This is a genomic window from Streptomyces pactum (genome assembly GCF_016031615.1).
Classification (GTDB): domain Bacteria; phylum Actinomycetota; class Actinomycetes; order Streptomycetales; family Streptomycetaceae; genus Streptomyces; species Streptomyces pactus.
The window spans coordinates 4,757,877-4,775,158 of record NZ_JACYXC010000001.1; the positions used below are offsets into that span (position 1 = coordinate 4,757,877).

Genomic DNA, 17,282 nt, shown 5'->3' on the forward strand with positions numbered 1-17,282 from the left:
TGCCCGGCGGGTGCCGGGTCCGGGAACCCGGCGCCCGGTCCGGGGTACGTCCCCCGGGCACCGGCGGCCGGGTCCGGCGACGGGCCACCGGGCTGGTGGTGGCCGGTGCCGCCACCGGTGCCGTACGGGGGGTGCCGGTCGCCGCCGGCCCCGTACGCGGGGCCGGCCGGAGCGGTGCCGGGCGGCCGGCCGGGGCCGTGCGCCGCGTGGCCGGGCCCGCCCGCCGGGTCACCCGGGGCGCCGGGCCACGGCCCGTCGGGGCCGGTGCCGTACGCCCGCGCGTCGGCGCCGTACGCCCCAGGGGCCGGGGGGTGGGGAGTGGCAGGACCGGGACCGCCGGCGGGGTGGCCGTCGTGGCCACGGGGATCGGCGTACGGCGGGTGGGCCGCGGCCGTGGGCCGGGAGGCGTGGTGGCCGCCGCCGTCCGGGACCGCGGCCCGGGCCGTGTCGTGGTGGCCGGCCGCGGGCCCGTCCGCGGCGTCCGGGTGACCGGGCCGGTCCGTGCCCCAGGGCCGGCCGGCCGGCCCCGGCAGGGGGAGTGGCCGGGGCCGGGATGCCACGCCGGGAACGGGGTACGGGGGCGCCGTCGGTGGCGGGTACCGGTCGCGGCCGCTGGCAGGGGTACCGGTCGCCGCCCGTAGCGGTGTGCCGGTCGTCGGCGCCGGCCGGCCCGTGCGCGCCGGGACGCGCGAGGCCATCGGGGTGGGCACACGCGTCCGGCCCGGCCCCGGGCCCGGCGGGGTGGGCGTGCGGGCCGGCCTGCTCGCCGGTCCGGTGGCCCGGACCCGGCGTGGCGGCGGCCGGGCCGGGCGCGCCGGCGTGGCCCTGGTGCGTACCGCCGTAGCCCCCGGGCGCGCCGGCGTGGCCCTGCGGCGTACCGGTTCCGTCGGACGCGCCGGCGGTCCGGCCGTGAGAGGGGAAGCCCTCCTCGGGCGCGGTGGGGCCGTGCCCCTGCTGTCCGGCCGCGGTCTGCTGCCCGGTGGTGTTCCGTTGCCCGGCGGCGGCCTGCCGCCCCGCGGCGTCCGGCTGCCCGTCGGCGGCGTGCTCCGCTGTGGCGTACTGCCCGTGGTGCCCGTGCCCTCCGGTGGCGGCGTGCTGCCCGGTGGCGCCCGGGTGCGGGGCCGCCGCGGGCCAGGCGGAGCTGCCGGAGCCGGCGGCGGTACCGGCGGCGCCCGCCGGGTCCGGCCGGTCGTGGGGTCCGGTGGTGCCGGCGATGTCCGGCCGGCCGCCGGGGAGGCCGGCGCCGGGCGCGGCGCCGCCCGCCGGCGCGGCCGGGCCCGGGGACACCCCGGCGCCGGACCCGCCGACCGCACCGGGCGCGGGGGCGCCACCGGGCGCCGGGACGGCACCACCGGCCGCCCACGGCCCGGGATGGCCCTCCCCGGGAGCGGCGGTGGCACCGGCCGCCGGGGAGGGAGCACCGGCCGTCCACGCGCCCTGCGGGTCGCCGGACGGGCGGTGCGGGCGGGCCGGGCGCATGAGCCGCAGCCCGGTCGCCACGTCCCCGCTGAGCAGGGCGACCGTCCCGCACTCCGCGAAGACCGGGGAGACCGCGCAGGCCCCGGCGTGGCCGGCGGCGACCGGCGCGCCGGCGGGCAGCGCCTCCGTCTCGGCCAGGCAGATCAGGTGGACGCCGCCCGCCGCACCGCCCGCGGCCAGCGCGGCGAGGCTGTCGCGCAGCGCCGGCGAACCGGGGTCACCGTCCACGACCACCACCGCGTACGGGCCCGGGTACGCCCGGGCCGCGGCCTCCACCGCCTCGGGCGGCGCGGTGGCCCAGGCCGGGCCCAGGCCGCTCCCGTCCAGCCGGCGGGTCAGCTCCGCCGCCCGGGCCATGGCCTGCTCCCGGTCGTAGGCGAGCAGCAGCCGGCAGTCCTGGCCGTGCGCCGGGTGCAGCTGCGGGAGCCAGCCCAGCCAGGACCACTCGGCGAGCCGCTCCTGGGCGCCGCGGTTCCGGTCGGTGCTGATGAGCACGATCTCCAGGGCGGCGGGGGAGTGCAGCGCGGCGAGCTGGGCCACCACCGAGCGGGCCAGCCCGGCGAGCCGGGCGCGCGGCCCGGCCAGGCCCAGCGAGCCGGCCCCGCGCAGGTCCACCGTGACCGGGGCCGCCTCGATCACCGCGCCGCCGGCCGTGGTCCGGTCGGCGGTGCCCAGCCGTACGGTCAGCGCGTCGGGGTGCTCCGGGCCGCGCTCCCACAGCCGGTGTCCGGGGGCGAGCGCGGTGAGCAGGATGTCGGCCGGATCGGGCCAGCGGCGCCGCAGCTCCGCCGCCTCGGCCGCGGCCCGGGCGCGCAGCTCCTCGCGGTCCTCCGCCGGCCCCTCGCCGGGGCCGGGCTCGCGCTCCGCCGCCCGGCCGCCGGCCAGTCGCCGTGCCCACGCCCCTATGCCGCGGCGCCGGGGCGGGGCCGCCGGTCCGCCGGCGTCCTCCGGCCCGGCCCCTTCGTCGCCGGGCAGCGGGACCGAGACGGTCCCGGCGGACAGCGCAGTCCGGTGCGCGGACGGCAGTCCGGCGCCGGGAACGGGGGCGCCGCCGGCCGGGCCGGCACCGGCGTGCGGCCGCGCCCCGGACCCGCCGGGCACGCCTCCGGGGCCCGTCCCGGCCGTGCCGCCGGCCCGGTGCCCCGGCCGGCCGCCGTGCGGGCCCTGGCCTGGGTGCGGCGGCCGGTGGTCCACGGTCGCCCCGTGGCCCGGGTACGCCGCCGGGGCCACCCGGAGGTGGCCCTCGCCGTCCGGTGCGACGGGCGGTCCGGCGGGATCCTCCCCGTCGGCGGGGGTGCGCAGCCGCAGCGCGGACTCCCCGATGCGCACCAGGGTGTCCGGGGCCAGCGGGACGGGGGTGGCGCCGACCCGCCGGCCGGCCATCAGCGTGCCGTTGGTCGAGCCCAGGTCGGCCACGGTGATCCGGCCGTCGTCGGCCACCGTCACCGCGCAGTGCAGCCGGGAGACGTCCGGGTCGTCCAGCGGCACGTCGGCCTCCGTGGAACGCCCTATCCGGATCTGCCCGCCGTGCAGCAGGTGGACCCCGCCGGCGTCCGGTCCGGCCACCACGTGCAGCCGTACCCCGGTGGCGGCCTCCGGCACCGGGTCGGCCGACCAGCCGTGCGGGCCGGCCGGGGCGCCGAGGGAGATCACCGCGCCGTCCACCAGCGGCGGCTCGCCGAGCACACAGCGCTGCGGGTCGAGCCGGTCCGCGCCGCTGAACACCGGGGCCCCGGCGCCGCCGGCCTCGGAGCCGGCCGCCGCGACGGCGTCGGCCAGCCCGCTCGCCACCGCGGACAGGGTGGTGCCGGCGGGGGCGGTGACCAGGACGTCCACCGCGACGGTGGCCGGGGGCTGCGGGGCCGGGGAAGGCACCGGCCCGGCGGGTGGCTCCGGCGCGCGGGGGGGCGGGGCGGGGCGCGCGGGCCGCTCGGCCCAGCGGGCCGGGATGGGCACCGCGAGGCCCGAGGACGGTCAGCCGGATCCGCATAGCCGTCTACGGTCCCTTCTGCCCGCCGGAGCGGCCGAGGGTGCCGTGAAGCCCCCCGCCGCCCCCCGGGCGCGTCGGCACGTACAGATAGCACGGCACGGACGCGGCGGCCCCCGCTTCGTACTGTCACCGACTCCGTGCTGCGTGCATCCTCGCACCTGCCGCCGACACTTCGCCCGGCGGCCACCTCGCCATGATCGTGTGCGCCCGGCCGACCGGGCGAAATGGCCTGATCGCGGGTGGGGACGCCGAGTTCGTGGCGGTCGCGTGGCGATGTCCGGGCGGAGGTGACCGGTCACCCGGGAGCGGACGTACCCCGCCCCTGCGGACGTACCCCGCCACCGGATGCGCCGGCCCATCCGGCGCGCCCGCCACCCGCCGCGCCCACCCACCGGACGTACGCCCAGCGGACGCGGCCGCCCCTCCCGGACGGTCTCCGCCAACCCGACGCGCCCTCCCGCCCGGGACCCGCCGCGCCCGCCCACCGGACGTACCCGCCCACCCCGGACCGGTCGAGGCCCACCCACCGAACGTGGCACGGGCGTCCGGCCGAAGGGACACGGCCGCCACGCCGGGCGGGGCGTCGCCGGTCGTCCGGGCGGGGCGTGGCCGTTCACCCGGGCGGGGGCGTCGCCGGTCGTCCGGGCGGGGGCGTGGCCGTTCGCCGGGGGCCGGATGCCCCCGGCCCGTCGGAATGCCCCCGGCCCACCGGGATGCCCGGCGAACCGGACGGGCCGGGAGCAGCCCCGCCGCGTGCGATCCGGCCACCCCCGCCCGGCGGGGGCGCCCGGGGCGCCCGGGGAGCCGCCCGGGAAGTGTCCGGGGGACCGCGGCGGACGTCCGGGGCGCGCCGGCAACCAACTGTCCGGTTTCCGCGTCTTCCTCCCGAGCCGGGGTGCCCCGGCGTGCCCGGGGGCCCGGGGCCGCCGTCCCGGCGATCCATCCGGGGCGGCGGGCGGCGGCACTAGAGTGGGGCGGACGCGTCGCGTCCGGCGGACGGGGAGGGACCGGAACCGTACGGCGGGGGCACCGCTCACCGCACCACAACGGCACCACCCGCACCACCGGCCGACCCGGCACCACCGCGGAACCGGCCGCCCCACCGACCGACCCGAAGAAGCGACAGACCGAAAAGGCCCCGACACACCGGCAGAGGCCGGCCGCCCGTCAGACCGGCGGACCGACCGGCGGACACGGACCGCACACCTCTGCGGCACGGCGCCGCACCAGGCACCACAGCAGACGCGAGACCGACAGAACCGACAGACATGACCACGATCAGGGAGCGCATGACGTGCGGCCGGTAGGCAGCAAGTACCTCTTGGAGGAGCCGCTCGGGCGCGGGGCCACGGGCACCGTCTGGCGAGCCCGGCAGCGGGAGACGGCGGGCGCCGAGGCCGCCGTCCCGGGGCAGCCCGGTGAGACCGTCGCGATCAAGGTCCTCAAGGAGGAGCTCGCGAACGACGCCGAGATCGTGATGCGTTTCCTGCGCGAACGGTCCGTGCTGCTCCGCCTCACCCACCCCAACATCGTCCGCACCCGGGACCTGGTCGTCGAGGGCGACCTGCTCGCCCTGGTCATGGACCTGGTGGACGGCCCCGACCTGCACCGCTATCTGCGGGACAACGGTCCCTTCACCCCGGTGGCCGCGGCGCTGCTCACCGCGCAGGTCGCCGACGCGCTCGCCGCCAGCCACGCCGACGGCGTGGTGCACCGGGACCTCAAGCCCGCCAACGTGCTGCTGGCCGGGGCCGGCGGCGGCGGGCCGATGCACCCGATGCTCACCGACTTCGGCATCGCCCGGCTGGCCGACTCGCCGGGGCTGACCCGCACCCACGAGTTCGTCGGCACCCCCGCCTACGTGGCGCCGGAGTCCGCCGAGGGCCGCCCGCAGACCTCCGCGGTGGACATCTACGGCGCCGGCATCATGCTCTACGAGCTGGTCACCGGGCGGCCCCCGTTCGCGGGCAACACCGCCCTGGAGGTGCTCCACCGCCACCTCAGCGAGGAGCCGCGCCGCCCCACCACCGTCCCCGAACCGCTGTGGACGGTCATCGAGCGCTGCCTGCGCAAGAGTCCCGAGGAGCGGCCCAGCGCCGAGAGCCTGGCCCGTGCGCTGCGGGTGGTCGCCGACGGCATCGGCGTGCACGCCTCGCCCGACCAGGCCGAGGCCGCGCTCGGGGTCGCCGCTCTGCTCGCCCCTGACCCCGCCCCGGCCCCGGTGCCGGACACCTCGCCGGCCGGTGCCGCCGACCCGACCCAGGTGCTGCCCGGCGGCGCCGGGGGTCCCCACGGCGGCGGGCCGGACCACGACCCGGCCGCCGCGACCAGCGTGCTGCCCAGGACCGGCGGCCCCGGTGGCCCCGACGCGGACCCGACGCGGGTGATGCCCGCGGGCTCCGGCCCGTCCGGCGCGGCCGACGCCACGCGCGCCATGCCGCCGGTGGGTCCCGGGCAGAACCCGGACGACCCGCACCCCTGGCAGAACCAGATGCGCGCCGCCCGCGACCGCAACGAGCAGACCCAGTACCTGGATCCCGGCGTGGACCCGCTGCGCCGCCGGCCGCAGCGCCGGCCCGCCCAGCAGCCGCCGCAGCCGTACCAGCAGCAGCGGTCGCCGCAGGCGCCCCCGCAGCAGCGTCAGCAGCAGCCGCCGCCGTACCAGCCGTACCCGCCGCAGCAGGGGCACCCGGCGCCGTACGCGCCGCCGGCACCCGCCCCCGCCCCCGGCGCCCGCGCCCTACACGGCCCCGCCGCCGGCCCCGGCCCCCGCGCCGGCGCCGTACCAGCAGCCGCAGGCGCCCCAGCCCACCCCGCGCCGGGAACCGCGCCGCAGCGCCAACCCGATGCGCATCCCGGGCATGGGCTGCCTCAAGGGCTGCCTGTTCGTGATCGTGCTGCTGATCATCGGCTCCTGGCTGGTGTGGGAGCTGACCCCGCTCAAGGACTGGGTCGCGGACGGCAAGGACTTCTGGGACACCGTCACCGGGCTGGTCGGCGAGCTCCAGGACCTGCTGTCCAAAGTGAAGGTCTGACGCCGGGGCTCCGGCGGTACGTCGCGGCTCCGGCGGTGCGCCGGGGTGACGGTACGCCCGAGTGGCCGAGTGGCCGAGTGGCCGAGTGGCGGAGTGGCGGCGTGACGGCTGCCGGAGCGTGACGGCTGTCGTGTGACGGGACGACCGGGGCCGGGGCGGATGTCGCCCCGGCCCCGTCGCCGTCCGTGGCCCGCCCGGTGCCGCGTCCCGCACCGCGGCCCCGCGCGTCCCGGCGTTCACCGCGGCCCCGCGCGTCCCGCACCGCGTGCCGGGGTTGCGTGCCGGGTCGCGCCGCCGGACCCCGGACCGGCACCCACCTTCTCGCCGCCCACGCCCCCTGCCGTACGCCGGAAGCGCGGCAGCGCGCCCCCGGCCCGCCGCCTGCCGGTCCCCGACCGCCGGGCGGGCGCGTCGCCGGCCCTGGGGCCCGCCCGCCGGCCGGTCGTCACACCCCGCAACCCACCTCCCCGCCGGGGGCCCACCGCCGGCACACCCCGGCCTGCCCCGGTCCCCCTGCCCGGGAGGCCCCACAGGCCACAGGCCACCGGCACGCTCCCCGCCGGGGGCCCGCCCCGGGCCGCCCGCTTTCCGCCGGGGGCGCGGCCCCGGGAGCGCCGCGCGTCGTCCCGCCCGCGCCGCCGGCCGCCCGGACAGGAGGGAGGCCGCTCCCGGACCGAACCGTCGACCCTCCACCCACCGCCTATCGCGGCGCCGGCCCCGTCCGCACCCCCGCACCGACGGCACCCGTCGCCGTCGTCCCCGCCCGCACCGGTGGCCGCCCCCGGCGCTGCCGCGCCGTCGCGGGGGCCGTTGCCGGGTCCTCCGGCTCCCTCCCCGGCACCCCGTCGGCTCCCGTACCACCGGATTTGGTGATTTGTCGACATCTGAAGGGTGCTTTCCGGCGCAGAAGCGACCGTTCGCCCGGACTGCTGCTCCGAACGGGGCAGCGGGCGCGTAGCTTTGTCGCCAACGTGCCCCAGTCGGAGGATTCGGAGCAGTCTTGTCACGGAAGATCGGCAGCCGGTACACCGCAAACCAGATCCTGGGCCGTGGCAGCGCCGGCACGGTGTGGCTGGGTGAGGGCCCCGACGGCCCGGTGGCCATCAAGCTCCTGCGCGAGGACCTCGCCTCCGACCAGGAGCTGGTCGGCCGGTTCGTCCAGGAGCGCGCGGCCCTGCTCGGCCTGGACCACCCGCACGTGGTGGGCGTGCGCGATCTCGTGGTGGACGGCAACGACCTCGCTCTCGTCATGGACCTGGTGCGCGGCACCGACCTGCGCAGCCGGCTGGACCGGGACCGCCGGCTCGCCCCCGAGGCGGCGGTGGCGATCGTCGCGGACGTCGCCGAGGCGCTGGCCGCCGCGCACGCCGCCGGGATCGTGCACCGCGACGTCAAGCCGGAGAACGTCCTGCTGGACATGGAGCGCCCGCTCGGGCCCGGCGGCTCCCACCCCGCGCTCCTCACCGACTTCGGCATCGCCCGGCTGGTGGACTCGCCCGGCCGGCCCCGGGGGCGGCCGCGCCGCCCGGGTGATCGGCACCCCCGACTACCTCGCCCCGGAGATCATCGAGGGGCTGCCGCCGCGCGCCAGCGTGGACGTATACGCCCTGGCGACCGTGCTGTACGAGCTGCTGGCCGGGTTCACCCCGTTCGGCGGCGGCCACCCCGGCGCGGTGCTCCGCCGGCACGTCACCGAGACCGTCGCCCCGCTCCCGGGCATCCCCGACGAGCTGTGGCAGCTGCTGGTGCAGTGCCTGGCCAAGGCACCCGCCTCCCGGCTGCGCGCCTCCGAGCTGGCCAGCCGGCTGCGCGAGCTGCTGCCCGCGCTCGCCGGATACCCGCCGCTGGACATCGACGAGCCGGAGGAGGACGCGCCCAGGGCCGACCCCGAGTACGACGGGCCGTACGCCGCCGACCCCCGGGGCGCCCGGCTCGCCGACGGCGGCGCGGCGCCCCGGCGCGGCGCGGTGCCGCTGGTCCCGGGCGCGGCCCCGGACTCCACCCGGGACACCCACATCAGCATGCGGGTGCCGGAGCCCGACGAGCTGGCCGGCGGGGCCCACGGCACCGCCCGCGCCCCCCGGGCGGCCGGGCAGCGGCGGGCCGGTTCGGCGCGGAACCGGGCTGCCTCCGGCGCGGTGCGCCGCCGCCGGATCGGCCTCGGGGTGGCCGCGGCGGTGGTGGTCGCGGCGGGCCTCGGCGGCTGGCTCGCGTTCGGCCAGGACGACGGGGAGGACGCGCCGGGCGGCGGTACCGAGCACTCCGCCCCGGAGGAACCCGGCACCCCCTGAGCCCCGGCACGCCCGGACCCCCGGCAGCCTCCGGCCCGGCCCCCCGGCCCGCCGTGTCCGCCCGGCCCGGCCTCTCGGCAGCCTCCGCCCGTACGAGCCCCCGGCCCCGGCGGATCCGGCCCGGACCCGCCTCCGGGGCCCGACCCGACCTGGCTCCCGGAACAGCCGGGCCCGCCAGCGGCCGCCGTGCCCACCCGGCCCGCGCCCCACCCGGCCCGCGCCGTGGCCACCCGACCCCGCGCGACCCGCGCCGGTCCCGTCCGCCCCGCCGGGCCCCGTCGGCACCCCAGGCTCGGCCCGCCCCCGGCCCCCGTGGGACGGGCCGGGGCGGGTTTCCTCCGTCAGCCGTTACGCTGGTCCCGTGGCAGTCGTCGATGTATCCGAAGAGCTGAAGTCCCTCTCCTCCACCATGGGGTCGATCGAGGCGGTCCTCGACCTGGACCGGATGAGGGCCGATATCGCCGTGCTTGAGGAGCAGGCGGCGGCGCCGTCCCTGTGGGACGACCCGGAGAACGCGCAGAAGGTCACCAGCCGGCTCTCCTACCTCCAGGGGCAGCTGCGCCGGGTGGAGGAGCTGCGCGGCCGCATCGACGACCTTGAGGTCCTCTTCGAGCTGGCCGACGCCGAGGACGACGCGGACGCCCGCGGCGAGGCCGAGGCCGAGCTGGCCTCGGTGCGCAAGGCGCTCGACGAGATGGAGGTCCGCACCCTCCTGTCCGGCGAGTACGACGCCCGTGAGGCGCTGGTGAACATCCGCGCCGAGGCCGGTGGCGTGGACGCCGCCGACTTCGCCGAGAAGCTCCAGCGGATGTACCTGCGCTGGGCGGAGCGGCACGGCTACAAGACCGAGGTGTACGAGACCTCCTACGCGGAGGAGGCCGGCATCAAGTCGACCACCTTCGCGGTGCAGTCCCCCTACGCCTACGGCACGCTCTCGGTGGAGCAGGGCACGCACCGCCTGGTCCGGATCTCGCCGTTCGACAACCAGGGCCGCCGTCAGACCTCCTTCGCGGGCGTCGAGGTGCTGCCCGTGGTCGAGCAGAGCGACCACGTGGAGATCGACGAGTCCGACCTGCGGATCGACGTCTACCGCTCCTCCGGCCCGGGCGGCCAGGGCGTGAACACCACCGACTCGGCGGTGCGCATCACCCACCTCCCGACCGGCATCGTGGTCTCCTGCCAGAACGAGCGCTCGCAGATCCAGAACAAGGCGACCGCCATGAACGTCCTCCAGGCCAAGCTCCTCGAACGCCGCCGCCAGGAGGAGCAGGCGAAGATGGACGCGCTCAAGGGCGACGGCGGCAACTCCTGGGGCAACCAGATGCGTTCGTACGTCCTGCACCCGTACCAGATGGTCAAGGACCTGCGGACCGAGCACGAGGTCGGCAACCCCCAGGCCGTGCTCGACGGTGAGATCGACGGCTTCCTGGAGGCCGGGATCCGCTGGCGCAAGCAGCAGGAGAAGTAACCCCCCGCGGGGCGGTCGCCCCGCGGGTTAACCGTGCTACGGGGCGCGGGGGATTGACCTGGTGCGCCCCTTTCACCGTCTGCTTCGTCACAGTCACGTAAGGGTGTCCCCGGCAAGTAGCTGCATACCGGACATCGCGTGCGCAATGACCTTGACGCCCCTGGGGAATGGCGGAAAGCTGACGCGCGGCATGCGTATGAACCGGGGCGCTTGCGAGGGGGGCGAGCGGACCGCCCAACGGCCGGGTCCGCGACTCGGTATCCCCCCGGCCACGGCCCCGACGCTGCTCCACGAACGAGCTCAGCTACTGGGGGTAGCAGCAGATGACGAAGAAGACGCGGTTGCGCGTCGCTCGGATCGCGGCCGGTGCGGTGATCGCGGCCGGTGCGTCGCTCACCGCCGCCGGTGCCGCTTCCGCCATGGACCTCAAGGTGGCGGGGATCAACGGCTCCGCCGGCACGGACAGCGGCATCGAGACGAAGGTCGGCGCTCCGGACGACCCGGACCCCGACCCGACGACCATCCCGACGGACGGTCCGACGACCACTCCGCCCACCACTCCGCCGACGGACGACCCGACGGTTCCGCCGACGACTCCGCCGACGGACGACCCGACGGTTCCGCCGGTGCAGCAGGCCCCACCGACCACCCCGCCGACGACTCCGCCGACCACCCCCGCCGACGACTCCGCCGACCACCCCGCCGACGACTCCGCCGACCACGCCGCCGACGGACGACCCGACGGACCCGCCGGGTAACGGCAACGGTGGGAACGGCAACGGTGGCGGCAACGGCAACGGCGGCCACAACGGTGGCGGCAACGGTGGCAACGGCGGCGCCGACAACGGTGGCGGCACCGGTGGCGACGGCGGGGCCGACAACGGTGGCGCCGGCAACGGTGGCGCCGGCAACGGTGGTGGCACCGGCGGTACCGGCGGCCAGACCGGCGGCACCGGCGGTGACAACACCGACACCGACAGCGTGAGCAGCCAGCCGGTGCAGCAGGGCGAGGCCAAGGAGCAGCTGGCCGAGACCGGCACCTCCGGCACCGCCTTCCTGCTGATCGGCTCGGCCACCATGATCGCCGGTGGCGTCGGGTTCCGGCTCATGCCGCGGCTGATCAACCGCGCCGCCGCCGCCTGACCCGTTCGGCGGACCGCGACCTGCGTACCGCGGGTCCGCCGGCCGGCGGACCCGCGGTACGGGACCGACGGCGAGGGGCCCGGAGCGCATCCGCTCCGGGCCCCTTCTCCGTGTCTGCTGCCGATCTCCGTGCCTGCTGCCGACGGACCTGATCATGCTGCCTGCCCCGTGCCGCGCCGGCCGTGCGCGGCCTGCCGCGCCGCGCCTGCCCCGGACCGAGGCGGTACCCGCCGCACCGAGGCGGTGCCCGTGGGGGGGCGGGTGTTCGCCGCCGGGATCCCGGGCGGTGCCGCACGGCCGTCCACGGCCGTCCGCGGGCGTCCGTGGGCGCTCGGCGCCTACCCGTACCGTCCGGGAGGCCCGTACCGGGAGAACCCCGGGGCGCGGCGGGGTCCGGGCCCGGCCGGGCCCGGGGCGGTCAGGCCGTCGTGAGTCCGTGGGCCATCAGGGCCACCGCGACCAGCGCCAGCAGCAGGGCCGCCAGCGTCGCCAGCGGCAGGCCGCCGAGCGGCCCGTCCTGCTGCATCCGCTGCCTGCTCGCCCGGCAGACCGGGCACCGGCCCTCACTGACCGGGCTCGCGCAGTTGGCGCAGACGAGCCTGTCGTACGTCATGCGCACTCCTTTCCCGCGCGGCCGGGCCACTGCCGCTGCTTCGCAGGTGTCAACGCCCGCGGGCCCTGATTCGTTCCCCTCTGGGGTCGTTGCCCTGGATTCGGGCCGTACTCCCCTCCACTGTGCCAGCTTCCCACCGGTTCGGCGCGTCCCGTGCGGTCCCGTGGCCGGTTCGTACCGTGGTCGTGGCATTCGTTCGCGTGGCCGTCCGGGCAGGTGACTGCGGGCCCCCGGCCGGCCCGGGCACGGCGTCGTGGCGCCCTGCCGGGGAGCTGTCCGCGATGTGGTGGGATATACCGGGCCGCGGTCGTGAGGAAGGGCACCAACCCGGAGTGACGACTGCGCGGTCGCACGCGGTTCGCGTATGGTCACGCACACCGACGGGAGCCGTGTCAGCGGCAGCCCGTACCCTCTGTCCAGGTCCATCGTGGTGCTCAAGTGATCCGATTCGACAACGTCTCGAAGACCTACCCCAAGCAGACCCGCCCCGCGCTCCGCGATGTCTCGCTGGAGGTCGGCAAAGGCGAGTTCGTCTTCCTCGTGGGTTCCTCGGGGTCCGGAAAGTCCACCTTTCTCCGCCTGCTCCTGCGCGAGGAGCGGGCCACCCACGGCGCCGTGCATGTGCTGGGGAAGGATCTGGCGCGACTGTCCAACTGGAAGGTGCCACAGATGCGCCGCCAGCTGGGCACGGTGTTCCAGGACTTCCGGCTGCTGCCGAACAAGACGGTGGGGGAGAACGTCGCCTTCGCCCTCGAAGTGATCGGCAAACCGCGCGCCGCCATCCGCAAGACCGTGCCGGAAGTGCTGGAGCTGGTCGGGCTGGGCGGCAAGGAGGACCGGATGCCCGGTGAGCTGTCCGGTGGTGAGCAGCAGCGGGTGGCCATCGCCCGCGCGTTCGTCAACCGGCCGCTGCTGCTCATCGCGGACGAGCCGACCGGCAACCTCGACCCGCAGACCTCGGTCGGGATCATGAAGCTGCTGGACCGGATCAACCGGACCGGTACCACCGTGATCATGGCCACCCACGACCAGCAGATCGTGGACCAGATGCGCAAGCGCGTGATCGAACTTGAACAGGGCCGTCTCGTTCGCGACCAGTCCCGCGGCGTCTACGGCTACCAGCACTGAAAGGACGCCATGCGCGCCCAGTTCGTCCTGTCGGAGATCGGCGTCGGTCTCCGCCGCAATCTCACGATGACCTTCGCGGTGATCGTCTCGGTGGCCCTCTCGCTCGCCCTGTTCGGTGCCTCGCTGCTCATGCGCGAACAGGTCAGCAGCATGAAGAGCTACTGGTACGACAAGGTCAACGTCTCGATCTTCCTCTGCAACAAGAACGACAAGGAGACCTCGGAGAACTGCGAGAAGGGCGCGGTCACCGACGCGCAGAAGGAGGAGATCCGCGCCGAGCTGGAGCGGATGAACATCGTCGAGAGCATCGAGTTCGAGACGAGCAAACAGGCGTACGACCGGTACAAGGAGGAGTTCAGCGACTCCCCGCTGGCCAACACGCTGACCCCGGACCAGATGCAGGAGTCGTTCCGCATCAAGCTGAAGGACCCCGAGCAGTACCGGGTGATCTCCAGCGCCTTCGCCGCGCGCCCCGGTGTCCAGGAGGTGACCGACCAACGGGACACCGTGGACAACCTGTTCAACCTGCTCAACGGCATGAACTACGCGGCGCTGGGGGTGATGGCGCTGATGCTGGTCGTCGCCCTGCTGCTGATCGTCAACACGGTGCGGGTGTCGGCGTTCAGCCGGCGCCGGGAGACCGGGATCATGCGGCTGGTCGGCGCGTCCAGCTTCTACATCCAGATGCCGTTCATCATGGAGGCGGCCATCTCCGGGCTGCTGGGCGCGGTGTTCGCCTGCGTGCTCCTGCTGGGCGGCCAGCAGTTCCTGGTCGAGGGCTGGCTGACCGACCACATAGAGGTCATCGACTTCATCGGCTGGAACGCGGTCTTCGCCAAACTCCCCTGGGTGCTGGTGATCGGGCTGATGATGCCGGCGATCGCGGCGTCGCTGGCGCTGCGCAAGTACCTCAAGGTCTGAGCCGGCCGGTTCCTCGCGCACGCCGCACGCCACGCGCCGCACGCGCCACCGGCCCGGCCGGTCGCGGCCGTGCGGCCCGGCGGGTCACCGGCCCGGCACCCCGCCGGTCACGGCCCGTCACCCACCGGCCGTGGGCCCCGCCGGCCACGGCCAAGCCTCGCCGCCACCGGCCGTGGGCCCCCGCCCCCCGCCGGTCACCGGACGCCGGCCCCGCCCGGTGCGGGCCTCGGGCGCACGCCGGTACCGTCCCGACGGCCCGTCAGAGTCGGGGGGCCGGCCCGGCACGGCTTTCCCCGCACCCCATCTGGCGCCCCGTCGGACGACCCGCCGCACCGGCCCGGCGGGGCGCGGCCGGGCGGTCCGCGGCGGGGGCCGTCCGCCGGGGCGCGGTACGCCCCGCCGGCGCGGAAGTCCTCCCGCCGGTGTGAGATTCACCCCCGGGCGCCGTACGGTCAACCTCCCGTACGGCGCCCGTCGGTGTCTTAGACTCACCGGCATGTCAGGCCCGTGTCCGCCGTCCCGGCCCAGCTCCTCCGCCGCCGTCCCGCAGCACCCGGGCCCCCGGCGCACCGCGCCCACCCTCCGTCGCGGCGCCGCCCTGACCCTGGTCTTCGCGGGCGCCCTGGCCACCGGCGCCGCCACCGGCTCCTGGGGCGACTCCCCGCGCCGCCTGGAGGGATCGGCCGCGGCCGCCCGGGTACCGGCGCAGCGCGGCACCGCCCCGGACGGCCTGCGGATCGCGGCCGAGGCGGAGGACGCGGCCGCCGGCGCCGCCGCGGAGGGCGGATCCGGCTCCGCTGCCGCCCGCGAGGTGGTCAGCCGCAGCGGGGACCGCTGGGGCGCGGTGTACAGCGCCCGTGAGTACGAGGGCTTCCGGCAGCAGCTCGACGGCAGCTACGTGGGGGTGGGGCTCTCCGTCCGGCGCGCCCCGGACGGCCGGATCGAGGTGGACCGGGTGGAGCCCGGTTCCCCCGCCGCCCGGGCCGGCGTCCGGCCCGGGGCCGGGCTGAGCTCCGTGGACGGCCACGCCACCACCGGCCGCCCGGTCACCGAGGTGGTCGCCTGGCTGCGCGGTGACCGGACCGGCGCCGGGGCCGGCACGCCGGTGGTGCTGGGCCTGCGCGACGGGGACCGCGGCTGGCAGCGGACCGTGCGCCGGGCCCGGCTGAGCACCGACCCGGTCACCGTGGACCGGCTGACCGGCGACGGGCCGGGCGCCCGTACCCGGGGCACCGGTCCGGCCCCCGACGGCCGGCAGGGGGCCGCCGACGCCACCCGGGTGAGGGTCGAGGCGTTCACCAAGGGCACCGGGGAGCAGGTGCGGCGCGCGGTGCGCGAGGCGCCCGAGGGCGACGGCATCGTGCTGGACCTGCGCGGGAACTCCGGCGGCCTGGTCACCGAGGCGGTCGCCGCGGCCTCCGCCTTCCTCGACGGGGGGCTGGTGGCCACCTACGACGACCACGGCCGGCAGCGGGTGCTGGACGCCGCGCCGGGCGGCGACACCGGCACCCCGGTGGTGGTGCTGGTGGACGGCGGCACCATGAGCGCCGCCGAACTCCTGGCCGGCGCGCTCCAGGACCGGGGCCGGGCGGTGGTGGTCGGCTCCCGGACCTTCGGCAAGGGATCGGTGCAGGTCCCCCGCGAGCTGCCCGACGGCTCGGTCGCCAATCTCACGGTGGGGCAGTACCGGACCCCGTCGGGGCGCTCCCTGGAGGGCACCGGGATCGCGCCGGACCTGGACACCGCGGGCGAGGGCGAACTGGCGGCGGAGCAACGGGCCCGAACGGTATTGAGTGGCCTCGGTGAGGGGTCCTAGTGCGAGAATGGCCGCGCTATGGCTAAAGAGACGGGTCGCAAACTGATCGCGCAGAACAAGAAGGCGCGGCACGACTACCACATCCTCGACACCTACGAGTGCGGGATGGTGCTGACCGGCACCGAGGTGAAGTCCCTCCGCCAGGGGCGGGCCTCGCTGGTGGACGGCTTCGTGCAGATCGACGGGCACGAGGCGTGGCTGCACAACGTCCACGTCCCGGAGTACAGCCAGGGGACCTGGACCAACCACAGCGCGCGCCGGAAGCGGAAGCTGCTGCTGCACCGGGCCGAGATCGACAAGCTGGAGGTGAAGTCGCAGGAGACCGGGCACACCATCGTGCCGCTGGCCCTGTACTTCAAGGACGGCCGGGCCAAGGTCGAGATCGCGCTGGCCAAGGGCAAGAAGGAGTACGACAAGCGGCAGACGCTCCGCGAGAAGCAGGACCGCCGCGAGGCGGAGCGGGCGATCTCCGCGGCCCGGCGGCGCGGACGCGGCTGACGGCGCCGGCCGGCCGTCCCCCGGGGCGGTGGCGCCGGCTTCCTGTCCCCGCCGGCCGCCCGTCTCCTGGCGCGCACCCGGCCCCGCCGGCGGGAACCGACGCCCGCCCGTCGGCGTTCCCGCCGTACGCGGGCCGTACGCGGGCCGTACGCGGGCCGTACGCGGGCCGTACGCGGGCCGTACGCGGGCCGTACGCGGGCCGTACGCGAGGACCTGCGGGACAGGGCCGGACCGTCGCCGGCTCGCGGGCCGGGGAACGCCGGGCGAACCCCGCGCGGCCGGGGGAATACGCTGGCAAGGCTCCGTGTTGATCCCGTACGATGGGACGTGCGCCCCGACGAGGGCGCAGGCACCACCTTGAAAACACCACATGGGGATGATCGGTTTCGACAGCGGCTGTCGAAGCAGGGGAAGCGAGCCGAGGAAGCGGCAATGATCTCGTAAACCATATGCCGAAACCAATAATCGCCAACACCAAGCGCGATTCCTTCGCCCTCGCTGCCTAAGTAGCGACTTGCGAAGTGTCAGCCCGGGGCTGTTCCCGACCCGGATCCTGGCATCAGCTAGGGAACTCAACCACTAGGCCCGGCCACGGGGCGTAGTGGGAAAGCACACAGTGGCTGGGCCCGTCGGAGACTTGTCCGCGTGATCTCCGGGGCCGAGAAAAGCACAGCGGACTGCGCTCGGAGAAGCCCTGATTCCACACCGTTGGACGCGGGTTCGATTCCCGCCATCTCCACTCATCCCCCTCTCCGTACGGAGGGTGCCGCCGGCGGCAGCCGGAGGTTCCGGCCGGAGGGGTCCCCATCGGCAAGGCCCTGCTGTCCAGGCGACAGCGGGGCCTTCGTCGTTTTCGGCGACAGCGGGCCGTTCGCCGTTGTGGGGCCGCGCACCATAGCC

Annotated in this window: 9 protein-coding genes, 1 other RNA gene and 2 pseudogenes; 10 read left to right on the forward strand and 2 right to left on the reverse strand. The window is 76.8% G+C overall.

What is annotated here, in order from left to right:
• Positions 1-228 precede the first annotated feature (228 nt).
• Complete coding sequence (locus IHE55_RS18710) at positions 229-3,354, reverse strand: FHA domain-containing protein (protein ID WP_307826733.1); 3,126 nt, start codon at positions 3,352-3,354, stop codon at positions 229-231.
• Between the two features lie 1,409 nt (positions 3,355-4,763).
• Here IHE55_RS18710 and IHE55_RS18715 point away from each other — a divergent pair.
• The 5 genes and pseudogenes from IHE55_RS18715 (at position 4,764) to IHE55_RS33190 (ending at position 11,406) form a co-directional block, all read left to right on the forward strand.
• Positions 4,764-6,504 (forward strand): annotated as a pseudogene (locus IHE55_RS18715) (serine/threonine-protein kinase).
• Positions 6,505-7,504: 1,000 nt separating this feature from the next.
• Positions 7,505-8,795, forward strand: a pseudogene (locus tag IHE55_RS18720) (serine/threonine-protein kinase).
• A gap of 361 nt (positions 8,796-9,156) precedes the next feature.
• On the forward strand, positions 9,157-10,263 hold the full coding sequence (gene prfB / locus IHE55_RS18725) for a peptide chain release factor 2 (RefSeq protein WP_197990065.1): 1,107 nt from the start codon (positions 9,157-9,159) through the stop codon (positions 10,261-10,263).
• Between the two features lie 323 nt (positions 10,264-10,586).
• Positions 10,587-11,021: a hypothetical protein gene (locus IHE55_RS33185; protein ID WP_372442695.1), complete on the forward strand. Its 435-nt coding sequence runs from the start codon at positions 10,587-10,589 to the stop codon at positions 11,019-11,021.
• A 223-nt stretch (positions 11,022-11,244) separates the two neighbouring features.
• Complete coding sequence (locus IHE55_RS33190) at positions 11,245-11,406, forward strand: LPXTG cell wall anchor domain-containing protein (protein WP_372442696.1); 162 nt, start codon at positions 11,245-11,247, stop codon at positions 11,404-11,406.
• 418 nt (positions 11,407-11,824) lie between these two features.
• On the opposite strand, the gene IHE55_RS18735 is transcribed toward IHE55_RS33190, so the two are convergent.
• Entirely contained in the window at positions 11,825-12,019 is a 195-nt protein-coding gene (locus IHE55_RS18735) for a hypothetical protein (RefSeq protein ID WP_197990066.1), read from the reverse strand.
• Between the two features lie 438 nt (positions 12,020-12,457).
• Between IHE55_RS18735 and ftsE the strand changes: the two genes are divergently transcribed.
• The 5 genes from ftsE to ssrA all read left to right on the forward strand — a co-directional run bounded on the left by ftsE (position 12,458) and on the right by ssrA (position 17,124).
• Complete coding sequence (ftsE, locus tag IHE55_RS18740) at positions 12,458-13,147, forward strand: cell division ATP-binding protein FtsE (protein WP_197990067.1); 690 nt, start codon at positions 12,458-12,460, stop codon at positions 13,145-13,147.
• 9 nt (positions 13,148-13,156) lie between these two features.
• Positions 13,157-14,068: a permease-like cell division protein FtsX gene (gene ftsX / locus IHE55_RS18745; RefSeq protein WP_197990068.1), complete on the forward strand. Its 912-nt coding sequence runs from the start codon at positions 13,157-13,159 to the stop codon at positions 14,066-14,068.
• A 496-nt stretch (positions 14,069-14,564) separates the two neighbouring features.
• The gene (locus IHE55_RS18750) at positions 14,565-15,884 is read left to right on the forward strand and encodes a S41 family peptidase (RefSeq protein ID WP_197990069.1); all 1,320 of its coding nucleotides are present in this window, start codon (positions 14,565-14,567) and stop codon (positions 15,882-15,884) included.
• Between the two features lie 18 nt (positions 15,885-15,902).
• The gene (gene smpB / locus IHE55_RS18755) at positions 15,903-16,382 is read left to right on the forward strand and encodes an SsrA-binding protein SmpB (protein ID WP_197990070.1); all 480 of its coding nucleotides are present in this window, start codon (positions 15,903-15,905) and stop codon (positions 16,380-16,382) included.
• Positions 16,383-16,754: 372 nt separating this feature from the next.
• Positions 16,755-17,124, forward strand: a transfer-messenger RNA (tmRNA) gene (gene ssrA / locus IHE55_RS18760).
• Positions 17,125-17,282: the final 158 nt, after the last annotated feature.

Coding starts and splice junctions, on each gene's coding strand:
- IHE55_RS18750 (WP_197990069.1), top strand. CDS start 14,565: ATGTCAGGCCCGTGTCCGCCGTCCCGGCCCAGCTCCTCCGCCGCCGTC.
- ftsX (WP_197990068.1), top strand. CDS start 13,157: ATGCGCGCCCAGTTCGTCCTGTCGGAGATCGGCGTCGGTCTCCGCCGC.
- IHE55_RS33185 (WP_372442695.1), top strand. CDS start 10,587: ATGACGAAGAAGACGCGGTTGCGCGTCGCTCGGATCGCGGCCGGTGCG.
- IHE55_RS18735 (WP_197990066.1), bottom strand. CDS start 12,019: ATGACGTACGACAGGCTCGTCTGCGCCAACTGCGCGAGCCCGGTCAGT.
- smpB (WP_197990070.1), top strand. CDS start 15,903: ATGGCTAAAGAGACGGGTCGCAAACTGATCGCGCAGAACAAGAAGGCG.